Here is a 22056-nt window from a genome sequence, read left to right on the forward strand (position 1 = left end):
GGCGCGAAACATGGTCAAAAATCCGATTGTCACGACGGTTGATTTCGAGCGCGACGGCGTTCGGCACGGCCACCTGCGTCTGCCTTATTCCCACGACGCCTCGGCCTGGGGATCGGTGATGATTCCGATCAGTCAAATCAAGGCCGGCGACGGGCCGACGGTGCTCCTGAGCGGGGGCAATCATGGCGATGAATACGAAGGGCCGATCGCTCTGGTCAAGTTGGCGCGACGCCTGAAGACCAAGGACGTGGCCGGTCGTGTGATCATCGTTCCGGCCATGAACACGCCCGCCTTCGATGCCGGACGGCGGTTGTCGCCGCTTGACGGCGGCAACCTCAACCGCGCCTTCCCGGGGCGTCCCGACGGCACCGCGACGCAAAAAATCGCGGACTATTTCAGCACCGTCCTGATCCCGATGGCCGATTTCGTCCTGGATATCCATTCGGGAGGGAAGTCGTTGGAATTTTTGCCCTTCGCCGCCGTGCATCGTCATGACGACGCGGCCTTGGAAGAACGTTGCCGCGCCGCGATGGCGGCCTTTGGCGCGCCCTATTCGGCCGTGCTCCGCGAAATGGATCCGGCGGGGTTGTACGACACCGCGGTCGAGGCCCAAGGCAAGGTCTTTGTCACCACCGAATTGGGCGGCGGCGGAACGGCGCGGCCCGAAAGCATCGCCATCGCCGAGAGGGGGGTCGCCAACGTGCTTCGCCATGCGGGCGTTTTATCCGGTAAAATCAAAAGCGCGCCCACCGCGCCCCTCGATATGACGGACCCGCAAGGTTTCGTGATCGCCGATGCCGGAGGTTTGTTGGAACCGTGCGTCGGTCTTGGCGACCGGCTTAAAAAAGGCGACGTCGTCGCCCGCGTTTGGAACGTCACCCACCCCGAACATGCGCCGGTGTCTTACCGGGCCGGGATCGACGGTCTTTTGGCGGGACGGCATTTCCCTTCAAAGGTGGCGGCGGGTGACTGTATCGCGGTGATTGCGCAAGAGACCCCCATCACGTGACCGCCATCCATCGGAGCCGACATGATTAAACTCGATCCGCTCGATATTAAGATCCTTCAGGCTTTGCAAAGCGAAGGACGCATGACCAAGGTGAAGCTCGCCGAAACGGTGGGGCTTTCGGTCAGCCCGTGTTGGGAGCGCCTGCGCCGTCTGGAGCGCCAGGGCGTCATCAGTCGATATCGGGCGGAAATCGACCTCGCCAAGATCGTCAAGGCGGCCACGGTGTGGGTCGAAATTTCCCTGAAACGTCATCATCAGGAAGATTTCGAGGCGTTCGAGCGCGCCGTCCTCGCCCAACCCGAAATCGTTGAATGTTGGGCCACCGGCGGCACCATCGACTATTTGATGCGCGTCATCGCATCCGATCTCGACGCCTATCAGGTTTTGATGGAACGCCTGCTGGCGAGCGATATCGGCATCGATCGTTACGTGACCTGCGTTGTCACCAAGGCGGTTAAGCGCCCGGGAACGCTGCCAATCGCGGCGATTTTGGGTGAAGACCGTCCCCCCGGAGATCGGTGATGGCGGAAAAAGTTTCTGTGTATGGGCGGTTATGAAGAAAAAAGGCCCGAATATCGCCAACACTTCGAAAACACCTTCGCCGGGCTTTGTCCTACGCTTTGCAAACCGTCAATCCGCGCGCAAGGAGGACACCTCGCCATGACCCGGACGCAGGCCACGCCCACGCCATTGCATCACGCCCTGATCGAAGACTTCAAAGCCCAGGGGCTCCTTATCGAACGCGCCTACGTGAACGGAGCCTGGATCGCCGCCCGTGATGGCGCGTCATACGGCGTTTTCAACCCCTCGGACGGAGCCTTCTTGGGAAGCGTCCCCGCCTTGAGCGCCGATCAGGCTAAGGACGCCATCGACGGCGCGCACGACGCTTTTTCCGATTGGGCGCGCACGATGCCGAATGTCCGGGCGCAAAAGCTGCGTCGCTGGGCGGAATTGATGCGCGACGAACGCGAAGACCTGGCCCTAATCATGACTCTTGAGCAAGGCAAGCCGTTGCGCGAGGCGGTGGGGGAAATCGACTATGCGGCCGGTTTTCTCGATTGGTTCGCCGATGAAGCGCTACGTCTCGCGCCCCGCGGCGTAACCTCGCCGTTGAAAGATCGCGCGACGGCTTTAAGCCGCGCCCCGGTTGGTGTTTGCGCCTTGATTACGCCATGGAATTTTCCGGCGGCGATGATCACGCGCAAGGCGGCGGCGGCGCTGGCCGTCGGCTGTACGGTGGTGGTCAAACCCGCCCCGGAAACGCCGTTTTCCGCCTTGGCGTTGGCGGTGTTGGCGGAAAAAGCCGGGATCGAGCCGGGAATTTTCAACGTCATTACCGGCGATGCGCCGATGTTGGCGAAAGTATTGTGCGATGATGCGCGCGTGCGTGCGCTCAGCTTTACCGGATCGACTCGGGTCGGGCGGTTGTTGCTTGAATGGGCGGCGCCGACGGTCAAACGGGTGTCGATGGAGCTGGGGGGGCACGCCCCGTTTATCGTTTTCGCCGACGCCGACCTCGACAAGGCGGTGGACGACGCCATTGCCGCTAAATTTCAGACCTCGGGCCAGGACTGTCTGGCGGCCAATAGGATTTTGGTTGAGGGCGACGTTTACGAGGCTTTCGCCGAGCGCTTCGCTGAAAAAGCGGCGGCCCTGGTCGTCGGCGACGGCCTGCAACCGGGCGTCGAGATCGGGCCGCTGATGCATGAGGGCGCGGTGGAAAAATGCCGCGACCATGTCGAGGACGCCTTGAAGAAGGGGGCGCGTCTTCTTGCCGGCGGCGGGCGTCATCCGTTGGGCGGGTTGTTTTTCCAGCCCACGGTGTTGAAGGACGTAACCTCCGAAATGAAAATTTTCAGCGAGGAGACCTTCGGTCCCGTCGCCGCCCTGACGCCCTTCAAAGATGAGGCGGAGGCCATCGCCATCGCCAACGCCACCGAATACGGTCTCGCCGCCTATGTGCAAACCCAAAATGGCGCGCGGGCGCAGCGCCTCGCCGTGGGCCTGGACTTTGGCATGCTTGCGGTCAACTGCGTCAAGATGACGGGCGCGCCCGTGCCCTTCGGCGGCATGAAACAATCCGGATTGGGCCGCGAAGGCGGCGCGATGGGCATCGACGCCTTCAGCGACGTGAAATACGTCTGCATGGCGACGAATATTTAAATCAACCTGGGAGAAAACAAATGACCGACCCTGCACGCGCGCCCGAACGGGCCAACATGTCCGAATTGGAGCGTAATGACCGCGACAGTTTTTTTCATCCGTCCACGCACGTGGCGCAGTTTTCCCGAGGCGAGGTCCCGCAGCGGGTGATCGAAACCGGCAAGGGCGTCTACATCACCGATACCGAAGGCAAAAAAAGCCTGGACGGGTTCGCCGGTCTGTATTGCGTCAATGTCGGTTACGGCCGCCAAGAAATCGCCGAGGCGATCGCCGAGCAGGCGCGCAAGCTGGCCTATTACCACGCCTATGTCGGCCATGGCACCGAGGCGTCGATCAATCTCGCCAAGATGATCATCGACCGCGCCCCGGAGGGGATGGCGCGGGTCTATTTCGGGCTTTCCGGTTCCGACGCCAACGAAACCAACATTAAGTTAATTTGGTATTACAATAACATCCTCGGTCGTCCACGGAAAAAGAAGATCATCTCGCGCTGGCGCGGCTACCACGGTTCCGGCGTGATGACCGGCAGCTTGACCGGCCTTGAATTGTACCATCAGACGTTCGATTTGCCGCGCACGCCGATCTTGCATACCGATGCCCCGTATTATTTCCATCGTCAGGATTTGTCTCAGAGCGAGGCCGAATTTTCTCAACAATGCGCCGATAACTTGGAGGCATTGATCCTAAGGGAAGGTCCGGACAGCGTCGCCGCGTTCATCGGCGAGCCGGCGTTGGGTACCGGAGGCATCGTGCCGCCGCCGGCGGGATATTGGGAAAAAATCCAGGCGGTGCTGAAAAAGTACGACGTCCTTTTGGTCGCCGATGAAGTGGTCACCGGTTTCGGACGTTTGGGCAGCATGTTCGGCGCGCTCCATTACGACATCAAGCCCGACCTGATCACCATCGCCAAGGGATTGACCAGCGCCTACGCGCCGCTTTCGGGCGTCATCGTCGGCGATCGGGTGTGGAACGTTCTCGAACAGGGGTCGGATCGTTTGGGGGCGATGGGCCACGGCTGGACCTATAGCGCGCATCCGATCGGGGCGGCGGCGGGCGTCGCCAATCTGAAGCTCGTGGACGAGCTGGATTTGGTGACCAACGCCCGGGAAACCGGGGCTTATTTCAATCGGTCGTTGAAAGACACCTTCGCCGATCATGACATCGTCGGCGATGTGCGCGGCGAGGGCCTGATGGCGGCGTTGGAGTTCGTCGCCGACAGAGACAGCCGGACTTTTTTCGATCCGGCGAAGAAGGTCGGCGCGCAAATTTCGGCGGCCTGCCTGGAACGCGGGCTGATCGCCCGCGCCATGCCCGAGGGCGATATTTTGGGATTTGCACCGCCGTTGTGCCTCACGCGGGAAGAGGCGGACACCATTGTCGCTATCACCAAGGCGGCGGTCGATACGGTAGCCGCGAGCCTGTAATCTTACGAAGGGCTATGTTTTTATACGATCGTTCTAAAATATAAAACGCCGATCGTATGCTTGATCCCAAGAGCGATTTCGCCGTCTACGGCGGGGCCGCTCTTGGGATTTCGTCATTTCGCGCGCCGAATTAACGCGCCTTGCGCGCCGTCAAGGCGCGGGGTAAAAGTGCGTCAAGACGCGCCCTTTCCAAACGGTCTTTGATGTGGCGGTTCAATCATGACGGAAATATATGTCGATGCCGACGCCTGTCCGGTCAAAGACGAGGTGATTCGCGTCGCCGAACGCCACCGGCTGGATGTGCATATGGTCAGCGACGGCGGCATCCGCCCCTATCCCAGCCCTGCGGTCAAGCTGGTGATCGTCACCCAGGGCGCGGACGCGGCCGACGACTGGATCGCCGAGCACATCCAAGGCGCGGACATCTGCATCACCAATGATATCCCTCTGGCCGCCCGTTGCTTGGAACGCGGCGCGCTGGCGATCAAACCCAATGGAGAGACCTTCACCGAGGACGGGATAGGCATGGCGCTGGCCAACCGCGCCCTAATGCAGACCCTGCGTGAAACCGGCGCGGTCACCGGCGGGCCGAGGCCGTTTTCCAAGGCCGACCGTTCCGCGTTTCTCAACCGTTTGGAGGTCGTCGTCCAGGCGGCGATGCGCCGCTGAGGGCGCGCGCGCAAGGCCGGGCGCACAGGCGAGGTCGATCAGGGCTTGATCGCCGACCGGACGAGGGATAACTTGAGCCGCGCCGCTTTTTTCACCTGCCATCCGCTCGGCTCGGCCGGGGAAGGCGTCCAGCCAAAATATCGGGATGGAGACACCGATGATCCGGGGATACGTAAACGACCGAGGGCATCTGCGCGCCGCCGATGATCCGCTGAAAGAAATCGACGACGTCATTTGGGCCGACCTGACCAATCCCAGCGGCGAGGAGAAGGGCGCTTTGGAAGCGCGCATCGGAATCGGTATTCCCGCGCTCGAAGAGATGGAGGAAATCGAAATTTCCAGCCGTCTTTATTACGAAGACGGCGCCGCCTTCATGACCGCGACGCTGCCCGCCCAAACCGACAACGACACGCCGAAGATGTCGCCGGTGACCTTCGTCTTGGCGGGCAAACGTTTGATTACCGTGCGCTATCACGACCCGCGCGCCTTTCAAACCTTCCCCCTGCGCGCGGCGCGCGTCGCCATGGGATGCACCAACGGCGAGAACACCTTGATCGCCTTGCTGGAAGCGATCATCGACCGCCTCGCCGATATTTTGGAGCGCGCCGGGCGGGACATCGACCAAATTTCCCGCGTCGTCTTTCAGCACAACGGGAACAACCCGACGAAAAGCCGAGATTTTCAAAAAGTCCTCGAAGACATCGGCCTTAAGGGCGACTTGACCTCGAACATCCGCGACAGCCTGATGACCCTGGAACGTTTGATCGGCTTTTTGGGCCAGGTGACGACGCAGCGTAAAAGCGACAAGGATATTCGCGCCCGGCACAAGACGCTCTCGCGTGACGCCCATTCGCTGACCGATCACGCCAGCTTCCTGTCGCAAAAAATCACCTTCCTGCTCGACGCCACCTTGGGCATGATCAATATCGAACAGAACGCCATCATCAAAATTTTCTCGGTCGCCGCCGTTGTTTTCCTGCCGCCGACCCTGATCGCCTCCATCTACGGCATGAACTTCGCCTTTATCCCCGAATTGAAATGGCATTTCGGGTATCCGCTTTCACTGGTCTTGATGGTTGTTTCTGCGATCCTGCCGTTCTGGTATTTCAAGCGCCGCGGTTGGCTTTAAAAATTACGCCTCCCGAAATATTCCCGCTTTGAATATATGCCGAGCACTCTTTACGATCCTCTTTGGGCGTCAAATCGTCTGCATGCAAGTTGACGTTGGGCGATTATTCACGGGGGGGGCGTGAGATGGCTGCTGAAAAAACGGATCAGAATAAAGATGTCGCCACCTCTCTGAAAGACGCATGGGGGTGGTACAAGGCATGCGATCAAAAGCCTACCCTGACATTCCTTGCGGTGAGCGTTTATTTATTTCTTATCGCCATTTATTGCGTGAAGCGCGGCATCAATTACTTCGATTTCGTCTCGTCGATTAGCGCCGGGCTCTTCACCCTTGGCATGATGACCGGGCTGTGGTTCACGGTGTTGTATTTTCTTTATTATCTTCCCGTCGAAGCTGTCAAAAAAATGCAAGAGGAATTGAAAACCACGAATTTGGCTAGTGCGATACTGGCGGTCTCGCCCTTCGCGATCCTCTTATCCGGTGCCGGCATATATGGTTTTCTTAAACAAAATGGGATGCGCGAGGGAATCTATCCTCTTGCCGCAATTCTGGTGGTGGTGGGGTTATTTTTGGTGAGCGTCGTCGCCTGCAACCCACGGAAAATCAAAAGCCTACTTACTGACCGTTCCGGAAAATCAGTCAACGGATTGATCATGTTATGCGCTCAACTCGTGTTGGCTATAACAGTCACGCAGGTAATTTTTCAGGCGCTTTCCTCCGTCCCCAGTATCGCAGGAATAAAGGTCCCATTGTGGGTCGCTCTCTTGGTTATGATGTCGACGGTCATCGGGATTCTATTTTTGCCAATCTGGATCAGCCTTCATTGGCCGTCTAAAAATCTTCAGCAAATGGCGGGGCGCGCTACTGGGGTTTTAATTCTCATGGTCTTTATTTTCCCCGGTGGAGGTCGTTTTGTCGATGCGTCTCTTTTTTTAATGGGCGCAGGCGGTGGCATGCAGCAGGTGGTGTTGCTGGACGGCAAGGTGGATGACGCCTTGACAGAAGCCCTCGCGAAGGCTTCGGGGCACTGCGAGATCGATACAAAACCGAATGCGTATTGCGCCCCCATACGGTTCATATCCGCAAACAATACGTATGTCGCCATCAACGATGTCGCGCCGACGGGCATTCTTGAATGGTTGAGTGCGTTATGGCGATCGAAGGAATCCCTCGTCATCCCAAACCGCATGATCCTTGCGCGCTATCCGCCGCCAAAGGAGCTCCAATAAAAAATTAAGGTGCGCTTTCCGAGGGGCGCGATCGCGCGGGGAGCCTTCAGGTCTCGTCCTTGAGGCCGAGTTTGCGCATTTTATCCCACAGGGTTTTGCGGCTGATGCCCAAGGTGGCGGCGGTATCGCCGATGCGATTTTCGTTTTCCGCCAAGGCCTGGCGGACATAGTCGCGTTCGCACTGGGTGATGTACTCCGCCAACGTTTCGCCGCCGAGATCGGACATCCGCGCCAGGGTCGCGCGCCAGCTTTCGCCGAACAGAAATTCCGGCGTGATCACCGACGATGGGCTGAGGACGCAGGCGCGTTCTATGCAATTGCGCAGTTCGCGGATATTTCCCGGCCAGGGGTATGAAAGCATCGCCTGTTCCGCTTTCGAGTGCAGGGTGAACGGGCGATCGTCCTTTTGTCCGGCGAATTGACGCAGGAAATCTCGGGCGTACCACAGGATATCGTCCTTGCGTTCGCGCAGCGGGGGAATTTGGATGTTGACGACGTTGATGCGGTAAAACAGGTCCTCGCGAAATTCGCCGTCGCGCACCATTTGATCGAGGTCGCGATGGGTGGCGCAGATCAGGCGGATATCGACGTCGATGCCGCGTTCCGAGCCCACCCTTTGGATGCGCCGTTCCTGGATCGCCCGCAACAGCTTGACTTGCATCGCCAGCGGCATATCCCCGATCTCGTCGAGGAACAGGGTGCCGCCGTGGGCCTGCTCGAACAGGCCGCGTTTTTCGCGCACGGCCCCGGTGAAGGCGCCTTTCTCATGGCCGAAAAGTTCGGCCTCCAAAAGCTGTTCGGGGATCGCGCCGCAATTGACGGCGACGAAGGGCAGGGTGGTCCCGGCTTCGTGATCCTGGTGCAGGGCCCGGGCGACATATTCCTTGCCGACGCCCGACTCGCCGGTAATCAGGACGGTCGATGCGCTTTCGGACAGCTTGGACAAGGCCGCCTCGATGGTTTTCATCTCGGCGGAGACGCCGAGCCGGGGCGCGCCCGGGGCCCCCAGCGCCACGTAGCGGCATCGCCCGCGCACTTTTTCGATTAGCTCGGCGACGTCGAACGGCTTCGTCAGGTAGTCCTCGGCCCCCATCTTGAGCAGGCGGACCGCCTGATCGATGGAACCAAAGCCGGTAATGAAGAGGAACGGCGGCAGACCGATCCCCTTATCCTGGAGGGCGGTGAATAGGGCCTCTCCGGTCATGTCCGGCAGGTTGATGTCGCTGACGGCAAGGCAGTATTTGCGTTGTTTGAGCGCCTGGATCGCACTCAGCCCTTCCTTGAACCAGTCGCAGGCCATGCCTTCGACTTCGAGGCGTTCGGTCAGGGCCTCGCCGATAATTTCGTCATCCTCGATCAGGCAAATCCGGCAGGTCATGGCCTCTCCTCGTTGGTGCTCTCGGTCTCGTTTTTGGGCAGGGCGAGGCGAACCTTGAACTCGACCTCGCCGTCGGCGCTGCGGGCGTCGATCCGCCCGCCCAGTTGCTCGACAAGCTGGTAGGTCACCCACAGACCCAGCCCGTGGCCGCCCTCCTGGAAGGAAACGAAGGGTTCGAACAGGCGTTCCAGCCGTTCGGGGGGAATGGGCTCGCCGGCGTTGCGCACGCGAATTTCCAAGGCCTTGTCGATCACGGCCACCGACGCGCGGACCCAACCGTCGCCTTGCGTGCGCGCGGCCTTCGCCGCGTTTTGCAACAGGTTGATCAGAATCTGACGCACCGCCCCGGCGGGAAACGGCAGGCGACCGGGCAGCGTGAACTCGAAGACGAAGTTGACGTGCTCCTTGGTGATTTCGTGGCGCAGCAGGGTTTGGACATCTTCGATGTCGCGGCTTTCCAGCCAACGTTTCTGGGGCCGCGCCTCGACAAGAAGGGCCCCCACCGTATCGCGGATTTGCAAAAGCCCCCGTTCGATGATGGCGAAGGTGCGCCCGGTGCGCTCATCGAGGTCCCCGCGCCGTTTCAGGGTATCGAGCGCCGTCAACATGCCCGATAGGGGGTTGTTGATCTCGTGGGCGATTCCCGCCGTCAGCCGGCCCATGGCGGCGAGACGTTCGGAGCTGATCATGCCGCGTTCGAGGGCGGCTTTTTCCTGCAACACATCGACCATCGAGTTATAGGCCTCGAACATGCGGCCAAGCTCGTCGCGATAGCCGTAAATTTTCGCATCCAGTCGTTCCGGCGGGGCGTTTTCGATGTTTTCCATGCGTGCCGCCAGCTTTAGCAGGGGGACCGCCATGCGCTGCCCCCAATACCAGTTCAAGGGCAGCAGGATGGCGAGAATTAAAATTCCCCAGACGGCGCCGCCCGACGCCGTCTTGAGAAAAGACGCATTGAGGTCCGAGCGCGAGTGGCGCAAAAGCAACGTGCCGAGGTTGAGGCCGCCGTCGTTGATCGGGACCGCGACGAAAAGGTATTGGGATTTTTCCGGCTCGAAGACCGCCGTCTTGGTCAGTCCGCTTTCGGGGATATGCTTGAAAATCGCGCGAAAATCACCGCCGTGCTCGGTGATGTCGCTCAACATGGGAAAGCGCACGGGGTCGCTTGAGACGAAGATGCGCCGATCGGGGCTGACGACGAAAATGGTTTCCGGGCGCACGCCGCTTTTCGAGACCGTCTCGCTGAACGGGGCGCGGATAATCTCGAAAGCCCGCCAGACGTTGTCGTGGAGAAGAGTCGGGATAAGGGTCTTGGACAACGTCTGGCCAAGCCCGGTGGAACTGGTGACCAATGCGCCCTTTAAATTGTCGTAGGACCGATACATCAGTGCGGCGGAGACCGATAGGGTCGAAAAAATAATCAACCCCGCCCCCCACAGGGGGATTTTTTGCCGCAAGCTGAGATCAAACAAGCGCCGGATCACCGTGGAGAATACTCCCCGAAGGCGCGCATCATTTGCGCGACGCTGTCGTAAATGGCTGGATTTTGAACGCTGAATCCCCCGATGTTGAGGCCGTCTAGGATTTTTCGGCCCTCGGGGTCGTCGGCCATGTCCATTAACAACGCCTGCATTTTCGTGAAATCAGATTCCGAAACGGTGGCGTCCGAGGCCACCAGGGGCGGCGCGCCGTATTCCGGCGAGCGCCAGGCGATCCGCGTCTTCGCCGTCAGTTCGGGTTCGACCTTGTTCAGGGTGTCCCAGACGTAGCTGTCCACGGCGCCGCCGTTGGCCAGCCCGGCGGCGACCGCCTCGATGACCTTGCGGTGCGACCAGGTAAAAAAGGTCTTGCGGAAATAATGCGCCGGATCATCGCCTTGGCGGCGGATTTCAAAGCGCGGCGAAAGATATCCGGTGTTCGAATAAGGGTCGGCGTAGGCGAAGATTTTGCCGCGCAGGTCGGGGTATCCCCGGGTCGTGCCATCGGCGCTGCCGACGATCAAATACGACCGGTAGGTGGGCCGACCCTGATACAAGGGGACCGCCATCAGGCGAACGATGTGCCGCAGCGTCAGGTACGGATAATCGCAGATCCAAGCGAAATCGAGTTGATTGAGGCGCAGCAGGTTCATGGTTTCCTGATAGCTGTCGCGCTGTACGAAGACCACTTTTCGGCCCAATCGCTTGGTCAGGTAGACCCGCCACCTTTCGAGCAGTAGATGTTGATCGTGCAGGAAGGCGGGGGTCACGCCGAAGCGGATGTCCCGGCGCTCGGCGGCCAGCGCCCCGGGGATCGCCGCCATCGCCGTCAGCGCCGCGGCGCCCCGGATGAACCCGCGGCGGGTTCGCCATCGTAACATCGTCATGGCTCGTTTTCCTTTCGATGTTTCCATTTCGTAACACCCCTGGCGTCTTTTTTCGCCGCGGTTTCGAAAGCGTAACGCGATCGCGCCCCGGCCCCTGTGTGGATTGGATATGAATGTAATTTTTATGTTTGTTTTCAAACGGATAAATATTTTTTGCCGAGTGGCATGAAAGATGCGGTGTGGGAAATGGAAGCTTAACACCATTGCGCGGCGATGGCCCTCGATTTGTCGGGGGCGCGGGTCGCTTCCGGTTTGTGTCCGGGGCCGCTTAAACACTTAAGTCTTTGGACGGCGCGCGTCAATGACGGGGGAAAAAACCCATGAACGAGGCAAGATGCATGAATCAAGATAAAGGAGTCTCTCGGCGAAGCGCCCTCAAGCAATTGGGGACCGGCGCCGCCGCCGCGGCTGCCGTGGCGGCGTCACCCGCCGCCGCTCTCGGCGCTACGCCGGCCAAACGCTACGCCATGGTCATCGATACGCGCAAGTGCGTCGGTTGCCATGCCTGCAGCGTTTCGTGCAAGACGGAGAACGACGTCCCGCTGGGCGAAACCCGCTCTTGGGTGGAATACATCGAGAAGGGCGATTTCCCCGAGGTTCGGCGGAGTTTCCTGCCGCGCCTGTGCAACCAGTGCGAAAAACCGCAGTGCGTTTCCGTCTGCCCGACCGGCGCCACGTACAAGCGCAAAGAAGACGGCATCGTGGTGATCGACAGCAACGTGTGCATCGGCTGCAAATATTGCGTCCAGGCGTGTCCTTACGGGATGCGCTTCATCAACCCGACGACGGGGGCCGCCGACAAATGCGACTTCTGCCTGCACCGGGTGGAGAACGGCCTCGTTCCCGCGTGCGTCAATACCTGTCAGGGAAAAGCGCGCATTTTCGGCGATCTCAACGATCCCGACAGCGTCGTCTCGAAGGCCGTGCGCGCCAACGCGCTGACGGTCCTTCGCCCCGAGATGGGAACGGGTCCTATGGTTTTTTATATCGATGCGGATCATACCGATGCGCGCGATGCGGCGCGTTTGGGAACGTATGTGCGCATTGAAACCAACCGTCGCCAGCAAGAGAGGGTCTAGTCATGCATGAGTTACATTGGGGTCTTCCCGTCATTCTGTATCTGTTTCTCGGCGGCCTGGGCGCCGGCGCCGGCGCGGTCAGCGCCTCGGTGCTGCTGCGTTCGGGCGGCGGGGACCGTCCGGGGTCGGGCTTCGATATCGCGCGCTGGGGCGCGCTGATCGCGCCTTTTCCGGTGATCGTGGGAACCGGCATGATCGTTTTCGAACTGGGCAGTTTTCAGGCCGGAAACTGGTTTCGCTTCGTCAATCTTTTCAAGGTGATTAACCTGTCTCCGATGTCTATCGGAACCTGGCTCCTGTCGCTGTTCATCCTCGTCAGTCTGGCCTACGCTTACACCTTTTTCATGAAGGACCCGCGTCCCGGCGACGCGCGCCATTCCCTGCGCAAGATGCTGGCCTGGGCGATGGTTCCCCTCGGCGTCGGCGTCGCCCTGTATACCGGTATCTTGTTGGGCGCCCTTCCCGCCCGTCCGTTCTGGAACTCACCCATTTTGGCGTTGTTGTTCCTGGTTTCGGCGCTGTCTACCGGGGTGGCGGCGATCTTGCTGGCGCGGGCCATTTTTAGAGAGGCCACGCATCACCAGGAAGTCGCAAGAAGCACGTACCTGATGACCTCGTCGGATCTTCTGCTGATCGCTTTCGAGATCGCCGTTGTTTTCCTATTTATCATGTACGCTCACCTGACGATCGGAAATACCGAGGCCGCGGTCGCGGTTATTCTCGGCGGTCGGTTGACGTCGTTGTTCTGGCTTGGTTTCGTGGCTCTTGGCTTGGCCATCCCCGCGGCGATCGAGCTCAAATACGTCATCCCGACGCTCCTTTATCAGAAACAGTACGTCATGCCGCGAAGTATTGAGATCGCCGTGTGCACCTTGGTGCTGATCGGGGGCTTCATGTTGCGTTACATCGTCGTCGTGGCCGGCCAGATCACCGGCCCGGTTGGAATTTGAAGGAAGAAACCATGTTGAATCGTCGTAACTTTTTCAAATTGAGCGCGGCGTCCGCCGCCGCCGGGGTCGCCGGAACCATGACTTTGAAACAGGCCAAAGCCCTGCCGGCATGGAATGGGGGAAAGGATTTTTCCCACAAGACCGGACGACAACGCAAAGCCGTGCCCAGCGCGTGCCTGCAGTGCGTCACCCGTTGCCCCAACATCGCCTATGTCGAGGATGGCCGCGTGGTCAAAATTGAAGGGCAACCCAACTCGATCCGCTCGGAAGGCGTGATGTGCGCCAAGGGACAGGGCGGCGTCAATCAGCCCAACGACCCCGACCGCGTGCTCTATCCCCTAAGGCGGGTCGGCGCCCGTGGCGAGGGCAAATGGAAACGCGTTTCCTGGGACGAGGCCTTGGGCGAAGTGACCGCGCGTCTTCAGAAACTGCGGGACGCGGGAACCCCCGAGAAATTCATGTTCCATTATGGGCGCATGAAGGCCTCGACCAGCAAGATGGTCGGTGAGTTCCTCAAAACCTTCGGCACCGGGACCATCGGCAACCACACCTCCATCTGCGAGGGCGGAAAATGGGTGGCGCAGGAATACACATGGGGCGCCCACTACGACAGTTGGGACTTCGACAACACGCGCTATGTGCTCAACTTCGGTTCGAATGTGCTGGAGGCGGGAACCAACCATATTCCGACATCGCACAGGTTGATCCGGGCGATCACCGATCGCAACGTCAAGCTGGTGACCTTCGACGTGCGGCTGTCCAACACGGCGGCCAAATCCAAGGAATGGGTGCCGGTTAAGCCGGGAGCCGACCTCGCCGTCGTGCTCGCCATGTGCAACGTGGTGATGAACGAGGATCTCTATAAAGGCGACGGCGAGGCCTTCTTGCAGTATTGCAAGGCGACCGCCAAACACGACGCCACCACGGCGGAAAAAATCGCGTCCCTAAAGGCGCACTTCGCCCCCTACACGCCACAGTGGGCGGCCAAGATCAGCGCCGTTCCCGCCGAGACCATCGCCCGTATCGCCCGGGAATTCGCGACCACGCATCCGGCGTGCGTGATCAGCTACCGTGGGGCGATCGCCCATTATAACGGCCACGACACGGAGCGGGCGATCCAGACCTTGGCGGCGATTACCGGCAACATCGACAACCCCGGCGGGCGCTGCAAGGCGGTTGGCCCGAAATGGCATTACCCCAAGGGCATTTCGGAAAAACCGAAGGCGCGCAAGCTCGATATCCTCGACGGGCCCAAGGGCGCGGCGGTCTCGCCGAACCATCATATGAGCCATAACGTCCTGAAGATGATCAAGGACGGCAGCAACGGTCGACCGGATATTTACATGACCTATATGTACACGCCGGTCTACGCCAATGGCGAGGTTCAAGAAAATATCGACATCCTCAAGGATGAAACCCTGGTGCCGTTTTTCGTCAGCGTCAATCCGTTCTATGACGAATCGGCGGCCCTGGCCGATCTGATTCTGCCCGAACCGACCTATACGGAACGTTGGGATTGGGAGGACATGGTTTCTCCGACCCAGGTCGCCGAATTTTACATTCGCCAGCCGGCGATCAAACCGCTTGGTGATTGCCGCGATTTCGCCACCGTGGCCTGCGACCTCGCGGAACGTTTGGGGACGCCCCTGGGCTTCAAGACCAAGGAGGAGTTCGTCCGCCTGTCCTGCGAAAAAACGCCGGAAGTCGCCGCCGTCGGGGGCTTTGAATACATGAAGGCGCAGGGCGTCTATCACGATCCAAAGGCGAAGCCCAGGTACCACAGCTACAAGGTGGAGGTGAGCCCCGCCGCCTATCAGAAAGACACGGTGGTCTACGATCCGCAAAGCGGCGTCTATTGGGACTGGAAGAAGGTCCATGTCGTCTCCCGGGAGGAGGCCCTTAAAAAGGGCTATACCCATACCAAACATGCCTACAAGGGCTATGTCGGGCACCGCGTCGGCGATAAGGTCTACTCGGGATTTAAGCCCGACAAGGTCAATACCTCGGGCTATTTCGAAATCTATTCCAGCATCATGGAGGACAAGGGCCTGGCCCCGCTTCCAACCTGGGTGGGGGTCCCCGAACACGAGAATATGGGGGCCGACGATATGATGCTTACGACCTACAAGGTCGCGACCCAGATCCACTCGCGTTCGCAGAACTGCAAGTTCCTGACCGAGGTCAACCACGATAACCCCGCCTGGATCAATCCAAAGGATGCCCAGCGCCGCGGCATCAAGGACGGCGACAAGGTGAAGATCACGTCGCCGGTGGGTGGGATCGAAACCGAGGCCAAGGTGACCCCGGCGGTCAATATCGGAGTGGTTGCGATCTCGCACCACTTCGGTCATTGGCAATACGGTCGTTACGCTTCGGGTCACAAAGCGCCGGAAGGCCGTGACGACGATCCGGACCTGCAGCGGATCTGGTGGAAGGATGACCGGGGAGTGCATCCCAACTGGATGATCGCCAACTCGCCCGATCCCATCAATGGGGAACTGCGTTGGATGGACACCGTCGTCCAAGTGAGGAAGGCATGAACGCCCTTACGCATGGGATGGAGCAAGGTGGTGGCCGTGAGGCCACCGCCACTTCACCGCACGGTCCGGCGCGCCCCGCGCGGGCGTCGTTTTACGGCCTTCTCGGATCGCTGTTTCGTGACGAGGCGACGGTGGAGGTCATCACCGCCCTGCGTTCGCCGCCCTTGCGGGAGGCCCTGATCGATGCCGGAATGGTGTTGGGAGACGATTTTTTCACGGAAGATCCCAAGGCGCTCGGCGAGGATCTCGCGGTCGCCTTCTCCACCCTTTTTTTGGTGCCGGGCACGCTGATTTCGCCGCACGAATCGGTGCAAATGCCCGGTGGCTCCGCCATGTTGCGCGGGCCGGAAACCGCCGCCGTCGAAACCTACTACGAAGCCCTTGGTTTCGCGATCGACACGGTGACGCCGATGGAGCCCGACCACATCAGCATCGAGTTGGAATTTTTGGGCCATCTGTGCGAACACGAGGACAATTCCCGGATGGCGGAGGACCGGGCGGGCGTCCGCGACGCCCTTCACTTCCAGGACGATTTCCTGAACCGCCATCTCGAAAGGTGGGTGTTCGATTTTTTGGATAAGGTCGAACGACGGGCGGCGCATCGTTTCTATGACGAGCTCGCGCGCCTGACCTGTGCCTTTCTCAAGGATGAAAGAGCCAGAATATCGGAGCAGTTAAAGGCGCCGGTTGAGTAAACGACCGGTAGCCGAAGCCGTTCGCGATGTGCGGTTAACCGGCCACAGGATAAGGATACGTTCAAATGCCGTATACGTGCCAAGGGGAGGTCCTGTTCCCTCCCGCACCCGGGGGCATGGCGCCCTTCATGCGTCCGGGGTGTCTTGTGGCCGGTTTTTTTTTCATACTGATCCTCACCTTTTCTTCCCCCGCCCAGGCTTGCGGCTGGGGGGGCGACGGCGACGGGGATATCGGGGCCGGGGCGGCCACCGTCGATGGTCAAGGGCATCTTCTCGCCCCCGGGGAAATACCTCTTCAAACTCCCGGGGAAATCACCCGTGAAGCCAACAAACTGAGGCGCTTCGGACCGTCGGGGTATGCCGGGGCGGTCCGCTTGTACCGCCGGGCCGCCGCCGCGGGATACCCCGCGGCGCAAAACAATTTGGGCGAAATGTATGAACGCGGCCTCGGCGTGGGGCAAAACCTGAAGACGGCGGCGCACTGGTACCGACTCGCCGCCGTTCAGGGCGAAGCGCACGCGCAGCATAGCTTGGGGGGCATGCTTTTGTATGGGCGCGGCGTCGTCGCCGCGCCCGAGGAGGGCGTCGCTTGGTTGGAAAAATCGGCCCGCCAGGGTCACGGTGGGGCCTGTATCGACCTCGCCCGGGCCTATGGAGAAGGGCGGGGGGTGGCGCGCAACGCGGTGAGCGCCCTGGCCTGGGCCATCGTCGCGCAACGCCTGGGCGAAAAGAAAGGGGCGCAATTGCGCCAAACCGCAAGTCGGGGGTTGTCGTCATCGGCGATCGCGGCGGCGGAGCGCCTGTCTTTTCGTTTCGTTTCCCGAGGCGCAGGGGGGCGTGGCCCTACGCCACTCTCGATTACGCCGCTCGCCCCGCGCTGACCCGTTCGCCGCCGGGACCGTTCGCGTTCAAGGGGGAACGAATTGCCGGTGGGGCGGCCCGTTCCTATTGGATCGACTCCGACGTTTCGCTCCCGCGAACCATCGGGCCGACCACTATCTATCTTTTTGTTGCAGTTTGATTTCTTCACACATTTGTGTCCAATTGCATCGGACTCAAATGTTAAACTCAAACCACTATGATAACATGCCCCGCCCCGATGGCGGGGGTTCGCGCTTTGGGCGGCGAGCCGGGATTGAACGTATTTCATGAGCGTGAACGATATCGAGCGCATTCTAAGATATCAGGTGGAAAGCGTGGGATGTCGCGAGGCGGGATCTTGCGGCGCCCGGCGGTTGTTCGCGTTCTTGAGGGAAGAGGTGCGCGCGTGCGGTTACGTCACCGACGAGGCGGCATTCCCGTTGCGCGCCATGCACATCGACGCGCTTGAGCATCGCATCGGCTCCGAGGTCTTTTGCGCGCTGCCTTATTTCGGCTGTCCGCCGTTTTACCCCTATCGGCAGAAGATAAAACTGGAAGCGCCGCTTGCCGCCGGGTCCACCGGGGGCGAGCCTCCGCACGGCCGCGTTCTTTTGGCGGATATCGAGGGCGGCGCGCTCGTGGAACAAATCCTTGCCCATAAAACGGCGGGGTATCGCGGCGTCATTTTCATCTCCGACCGGGATACGGACGCGGAACTTCTTGGGCTATTTTCCCCGATCACAAGTGCGGACCTGGAGGAAATTGCGGCATTGGACGATTTTCCCGTGACCTGCGTATCGCGGCGAACGGGAGAAATGCTCCGCGCGCGCGCGCGCCGCGGGCTTTGCGTGCGCCAGGATATCGACGTCTCGGTGAGGCCGACCACAGCGCGTAATTTGTTCGTCCGTCATGCCCATGGCGTGGGGTCGGCGGAGGCGGGAAAGCGCCCAAGGGTGCGGGTGATTTGCCATTACGACAGCGCCTTCGAGGCGCCCGATCTTCCGGGGGCGTCCGATAACGCCTCGGGGGTCGCCGTTCTTACCGCCGTTCTCAAGGACCTCCATCGACAGGGCGCGTGTCTGCCCGATGTGGAATTCGTTTATTATGACGCCGAGGAATATCTCCTTTTCGGCGCCCTGTCCTTGTTGGTCGATTTGAACGGGGAATGCGCGCGCCGATCGTGGAACGGCTTGTCCAAGGTATTCGCGGCGCGCGATGGCGCGCAGTTGACCGTTACCGAACAGCCCGATCATATGATCGAAATCGATACCGTCGGATGTGGGCGCACGTTGCGTTATGGAACCGATAAACCGCACGAGGTCGCCGATTTTTTAAGAACGCACGACCTTGGCGGAATGTTCGATAAAATCCAACTTTCCCGAGAAAAAGGCAACGTCGAACACGCCGCCGCCCAGGCCGGGATCGTCGGTGGCGCGACCTATCATTTTCTGACCCTGGGCGCGGGGCGACGGGCGCACACCCGAAGAGACGATTTGGTGCACATAAACCGTGACGACATGGACGCGTTCGCGTCCTTCCTAAAGGCGTTGATCATCTCAATTTGAGCCTTGCAGGCGCATGTCGGGACGGTATTCGACAAGGCGGCTGAACAGTGCGCCGGTCACTTTTTCGTCTATTTTATCGTTATAGCCATAGAAGGTGTTGCCTAGATAGTACATCGGCCCCGGTAGGGAAGGATGGTTCAGCTGGAATCCGTATGTGGCGCATTCCGTCTGGCACTTCTCCGTTTTTTCACGGATGTCATGATCTCGCGTGCATTGGGCCGTCAGGCAAGTTTTGCTGCAGGAGATATAGAAGTAGGGATAATACAGGGAATAGGCGTTTTCGGCGGGAAGGTCGATGGGGTGCATCACGTTGTCGATTTCGAACCGGGCGATTCCCTGCGCGCGCCAGAAATCGCCGATGTAGGAAAGGTGGTTGGACGAGATTCCTTCGCGCTGGCGTTCGTTCAACTGATCGACGACATTGATATAGCGCGGGTCCCTGGGCAGTTTGTTCATCAACCGACCCAACAACAAGGTCAGGTCCCGGTAGGCCGAGGTCCCTTTTTCTCGCTGCGCGTTGATATGGCGCAAAAGACCGAGGTCGTTGATCACGACCTCGCTTTCGTTTCCGGCATGGGCGACCAGTTCGACGATATTTTCGACCTTCTGGAAATCACTCTGTTCGATGTACGGCGTGGCCAGGGTGAATTTAAGTCCGCGCGCACGGCAGTGCTCGATGGCCTGTGAAACGTCGCGTTTCGACGGGATGAGGCGGTCGCAAAACTCGGTCCCATAGTAAACGCGGTCATAACCCTCAAGGGCGTCGATCTGGGCGGGATCCGAGACGATGATGGCTTTTTCCACGGGACCGTCTCCTTATAAACAATAGGGGCCGTGCAGCGTGCATTTTTCACGAAAGGTTTGATGAAATTGGTCCTGGGCGAAACTCTGGTACGCGCTGGAATTGGGAAAGGTGTCGAGGCTGTCGGTGAGTCTGCGCAGAAATGAAATCTCTTGCTGCATCATGGTGCGTTTATCGGCGCTGTTGCAGTCGCGCCCGGGTATTTTCAAATAGCGAATGTTATGATTGGCGCAATCGAACATATCGCAGGCGCGGCATGTCTTGGGGTTTGAACTGAAGCGCCATTTTTGTTGCATGTTTTGGCGTATGCGGGCGCTCTCGGCGGCGCTTAGGCTTTGCGCGCTAAGCACCCCGATGTCGTAGTCGATGTTGCACATGGAGAAATTCATGAAAGGCGGCGCTTCGTTGGACATGTACACGATCATATGTTCGAAGTAGCAAAACCCATCGATGTTCAAACAGCGCGAATGGCTGGTGAAGATTTCGAATTCCATTTCCGGGTAGGCGTCCGCGATGTCGTAGGCGTCGGTCAGTTTCAATGCCCGGGGAAAGATGATCCGGTTGACCCCTAAATCCTGAAAAAACGCGGCGCTGTTGGCGTTGAAAACGGTGCCGCCGGTGCTCAGGTGGATCGGGATGTCGCGCCAGGTCCGGCGCAGGACGCGCAACAGGGCGATATCGGAAACGATCAGGTGGTCCACATCGGTGGTTTTCAACTCTTCGATCAGTCGTTCGATGACCGCCAACTGGCCTTTCGTGATATTTTGCGCGTTTAGCGTCAGGGAAAACTTTTTTCCCAGGTCATGCGCGGCGGCGACGGCGGCGTTCAGGCCGTCGAGGTTCGTCATGCTGCTCATCGGACCCCAGCGGCGCCCCGGGCTCATGAAGAATTGAAATTCATCCAACCAGTATTCCGGGATATAGCCGCAAAAAACCTCGTCGGCGCCGACGTCGATACGTTCGCTAATGGTCTCGGGGGTGCTTGCCCCGACGACGATCTTCATGGCTGTTCTCCCAACCGTTCCGGGACCTTATCCATTACACAAGAATCATGATATAAAGTAAACAAACATTCGTGGTATGATTGTATTTCATTGCGCAGGGACGATGTTAGAATTTTCCGATTGGTCTCTTGGAGTTTGAAATTCAGCTGCCCGATTTGTTCGTAAACCGCCCGAATGGCGGTGCAATCCGGAGGGGCGGCGTTCAACCGGCAGCCGGCGGCGCAGAAATAGCGGCACCAACACGCCAGACATTTATCCTTGTGGATGACCGAACCACGGAAATACGCTTTCCTGGTGGCGTCATGCAGCCCCTCCGACAGCGTTCCAATGCGTGCGGGGTCCTTTTTGCAGCCATGCACCCCGCCGTGCGCGAGGTCGCAATAAACGCTATTGATGCCCGCCGCGCAGTTGAAGAAGCGTTTCCGGTTCTGTGCGAATTGCAACACGGCGCGCAGCAGGCGCTTGAACCTGCGCGGGCTGTGCGCCGCCGCATCCATGAAGGCGGGTAAGGCGGCGGCCAAGCGTTCGCCGAGGTCGTGGGGGATATCGAGCGGCGCATCCACCGTGCCGATGTGCAGCCAGGTCAAGAAACGCTCAAGCAGGTCATAAGGCGCGGCCTCATCGTCGCGCGCCTGGGCGGTGTCGTTTTGCGCTATGATATGCGTCTCCTGTTGGCGAAGCTCTTCTTGCGTCGAAGAATAGATAAATTGCTTTTCGAGCCGGGCGGACAACAGGTCCAGGGCGTCGCGGACCTCCGCCTGCCCCGCCGCGTCGCCGCCCAACAGGGTAAAGTGAACGGCGTTCGCCTTATAAGCGTGCGTGAGAATGATATCGTGGAGAAACTGCCGTGCATCGTCGCTCAACGCGTACACACCGTCGCAGTCCAGGACGAAATTAAAGATGATGTCGATGTTTTGGAAGTCCTTGATGTAATATTTTTCGTCGTATTTATAGTTGAAGCAATTTTTTTCTTTTTGAATCCGTGCCAGATATTCGGTGAAAATTTGGGCGTCTGTTTCGTCGTATTCTCCAGATTTGATAAGGGCATCGGGTGTTTGCGTTTCGCACCGTTTCAGGAAAACGGCCTCGTCGTAGGGTAGGGCGACGATCATGCCGTGGAAGGGCAAATACAAATAGCCAAACTCGTCGGTTAGGAAAATCCGGCCCTTATGCGTGAAATGAGGAAGGGGCATT

19 protein-coding genes are annotated in these 22056 nt (G+C 59.5%); 13 read left to right on the top strand and 6 right to left on the bottom strand.

Annotation, left to right across the window (positions count from 1 at the left end):
* The first annotated feature begins 10 nt into the window (after nt 1-10).
* The 7 genes from doeB (at nt 11) to P3M64_RS10395 (ending at nt 7623) form a co-directional block, all read left to right on the top strand.
* Nucleotides 11-1009, top strand: coding sequence for a N(2)-acetyl-L-2,4-diaminobutanoate deacetylase DoeB (gene doeB / locus P3M64_RS10365; protein ID WP_132939861.1), 999 nt, complete (start codon nt 11-13; stop codon nt 1007-1009).
* A 21-nt stretch (nt 1010-1030) separates the two neighbouring features.
* Nucleotides 1031-1531 (top strand): Lrp/AsnC family transcriptional regulator, encoded by a 501-nt coding sequence (locus P3M64_RS10370; protein WP_132939862.1) that lies wholly within the window; start codon nt 1031-1033, stop codon nt 1529-1531.
* A 138-nt stretch (nt 1532-1669) separates the two neighbouring features.
* Entirely contained in the window at nt 1670-3172 is a 1503-nt protein-coding gene (locus P3M64_RS10375) for an NAD-dependent succinate-semialdehyde dehydrogenase (protein ID WP_132939863.1), read from the top strand.
* Nucleotides 3173-3192: 20 nt separating this feature from the next.
* Nucleotides 3193-4596 (top strand): aspartate aminotransferase family protein, encoded by a 1404-nt coding sequence (locus P3M64_RS10380; RefSeq protein ID WP_132939864.1) that lies wholly within the window; start codon nt 3193-3195, stop codon nt 4594-4596.
* Between the two features lie 219 nt (nt 4597-4815).
* On the top strand, nt 4816-5265 hold the full coding sequence (locus P3M64_RS10385) for a YaiI/YqxD family protein (protein ID WP_132939865.1): 450 nt from the start codon (nt 4816-4818) through the stop codon (nt 5263-5265).
* A gap of 157 nt (nt 5266-5422) precedes the next feature.
* Complete coding sequence (gene corA, locus P3M64_RS10390; RefSeq protein WP_132939866.1) at nt 5423-6394, top strand: magnesium/cobalt transporter CorA; 972 nt, start codon at nt 5423-5425, stop codon at nt 6392-6394.
* A gap of 125 nt (nt 6395-6519) precedes the next feature.
* Nucleotides 6520-7623, top strand: a complete 1104-nt coding sequence (locus P3M64_RS10395; protein WP_132939867.1) for a hypothetical protein — start codon at nt 6520-6522, stop codon at nt 7621-7623.
* Nucleotides 7624-7669: 46 nt separating this feature from the next.
* On the opposite strand, the gene P3M64_RS10400 is transcribed toward P3M64_RS10395, so the two are convergent.
* Genes P3M64_RS10400 through P3M64_RS10410 form a run of 3 tightly spaced genes read right to left on the bottom strand, consistent with a single transcriptional unit; the run spans nt 7670 to nt 11366 of the window.
* Complete coding sequence (locus tag P3M64_RS10400) at nt 7670-9001, bottom strand: sigma-54-dependent transcriptional regulator (protein WP_132939868.1); 1332 nt, start codon at nt 8999-9001, stop codon at nt 7670-7672.
* Entirely contained in the window at nt 8998-10485 is a 1488-nt protein-coding gene (locus P3M64_RS10405) for a sensor histidine kinase (RefSeq protein ID WP_132939869.1), read from the bottom strand. The genes P3M64_RS10400 and P3M64_RS10405 overlap by 4 nt, the downstream gene beginning before the upstream one ends.
* Nucleotides 10482-11366: a substrate-binding domain-containing protein gene (locus P3M64_RS10410; protein WP_207893204.1), complete on the bottom strand. Its 885-nt coding sequence runs from the start codon at nt 11364-11366 to the stop codon at nt 10482-10484. The genes P3M64_RS10405 and P3M64_RS10410 overlap by 4 nt, the downstream gene beginning before the upstream one ends.
* A gap of 338 nt (nt 11367-11704) precedes the next feature.
* Between P3M64_RS10410 and dsrO the strand changes: the two genes are divergently transcribed.
* From dsrO to P3M64_RS10440, 6 genes are all read left to right on the top strand, one after another.
* A complete protein-coding gene (gene dsrO / locus P3M64_RS10415; RefSeq protein WP_132939870.1) occupies nt 11705-12445 on the top strand; it encodes a sulfate reduction electron transfer complex DsrMKJOP subunit DsrO in 741 nt (246 codons plus the stop codon).
* Nucleotides 12446-12447: 2 nt separating this feature from the next.
* Entirely contained in the window at nt 12448-13395 is a 948-nt protein-coding gene (nrfD, locus tag P3M64_RS10420; RefSeq protein ID WP_132939871.1) for an NrfD/PsrC family molybdoenzyme membrane anchor subunit, read from the top strand.
* Nucleotides 13396-13406: 11 nt separating this feature from the next.
* Nucleotides 13407-15935: a molybdopterin-containing oxidoreductase family protein gene (locus tag P3M64_RS10425; protein ID WP_132939872.1), complete on the top strand. Its 2529-nt coding sequence runs from the start codon at nt 13407-13409 to the stop codon at nt 15933-15935.
* Nucleotides 15932-16630 (top strand): TorD/DmsD family molecular chaperone, encoded by a 699-nt coding sequence (locus tag P3M64_RS10430; protein ID WP_132939873.1) that lies wholly within the window; start codon nt 15932-15934, stop codon nt 16628-16630. Before P3M64_RS10425 ends, P3M64_RS10430 begins: the two co-directional genes overlap by 4 nt.
* Nucleotides 16631-16695: 65 nt before the next feature.
* Nucleotides 16696-17511 (top strand): tetratricopeptide repeat protein, encoded by an 816-nt coding sequence (locus tag P3M64_RS10435; protein ID WP_132939874.1) that lies wholly within the window; start codon nt 16696-16698, stop codon nt 17509-17511.
* Between the two features lie 267 nt (nt 17512-17778).
* Nucleotides 17779-19056, top strand: a complete 1278-nt coding sequence (locus P3M64_RS10440) for a M28 family peptidase (RefSeq protein WP_132939875.1) — start codon at nt 17779-17781, stop codon at nt 19054-19056.
* On the opposite strand, the gene P3M64_RS10445 is transcribed toward P3M64_RS10440, so the two are convergent.
* Genes P3M64_RS10445 through P3M64_RS10455 form a run of 3 tightly spaced genes read right to left on the bottom strand, consistent with a single transcriptional unit; the run spans nt 19048 to nt 22055 of the window.
* On the bottom strand, nt 19048-19860 hold the full coding sequence (locus tag P3M64_RS10445) for a hypothetical protein (RefSeq protein ID WP_132939876.1): 813 nt from the start codon (nt 19858-19860) through the stop codon (nt 19048-19050). The genes P3M64_RS10440 and P3M64_RS10445 overlap by 9 nt on opposite strands.
* A gap of 12 nt (nt 19861-19872) precedes the next feature.
* Nucleotides 19873-20862: a peptidase U32 family protein gene (locus P3M64_RS10450; protein WP_132939877.1), complete on the bottom strand. Its 990-nt coding sequence runs from the start codon at nt 20860-20862 to the stop codon at nt 19873-19875.
* The gene (locus P3M64_RS10455) at nt 20859-22055 is read right to left on the bottom strand and encodes a hypothetical protein (RefSeq protein ID WP_132939878.1); all 1197 of its coding nucleotides are present in this window, start codon (nt 22053-22055) and stop codon (nt 20859-20861) included. The genes P3M64_RS10450 and P3M64_RS10455 overlap by 4 nt, the downstream gene beginning before the upstream one ends.
* Between the last annotated feature and the right edge of the window lies 1 nt (nt 22056).

Source organism: Varunaivibrio sulfuroxidans (assembly GCF_029318635.1).
Classification (GTDB): Bacteria; Pseudomonadota; Alphaproteobacteria; order Rhodospirillales; family Magnetovibrionaceae; genus Varunaivibrio; species Varunaivibrio sulfuroxidans.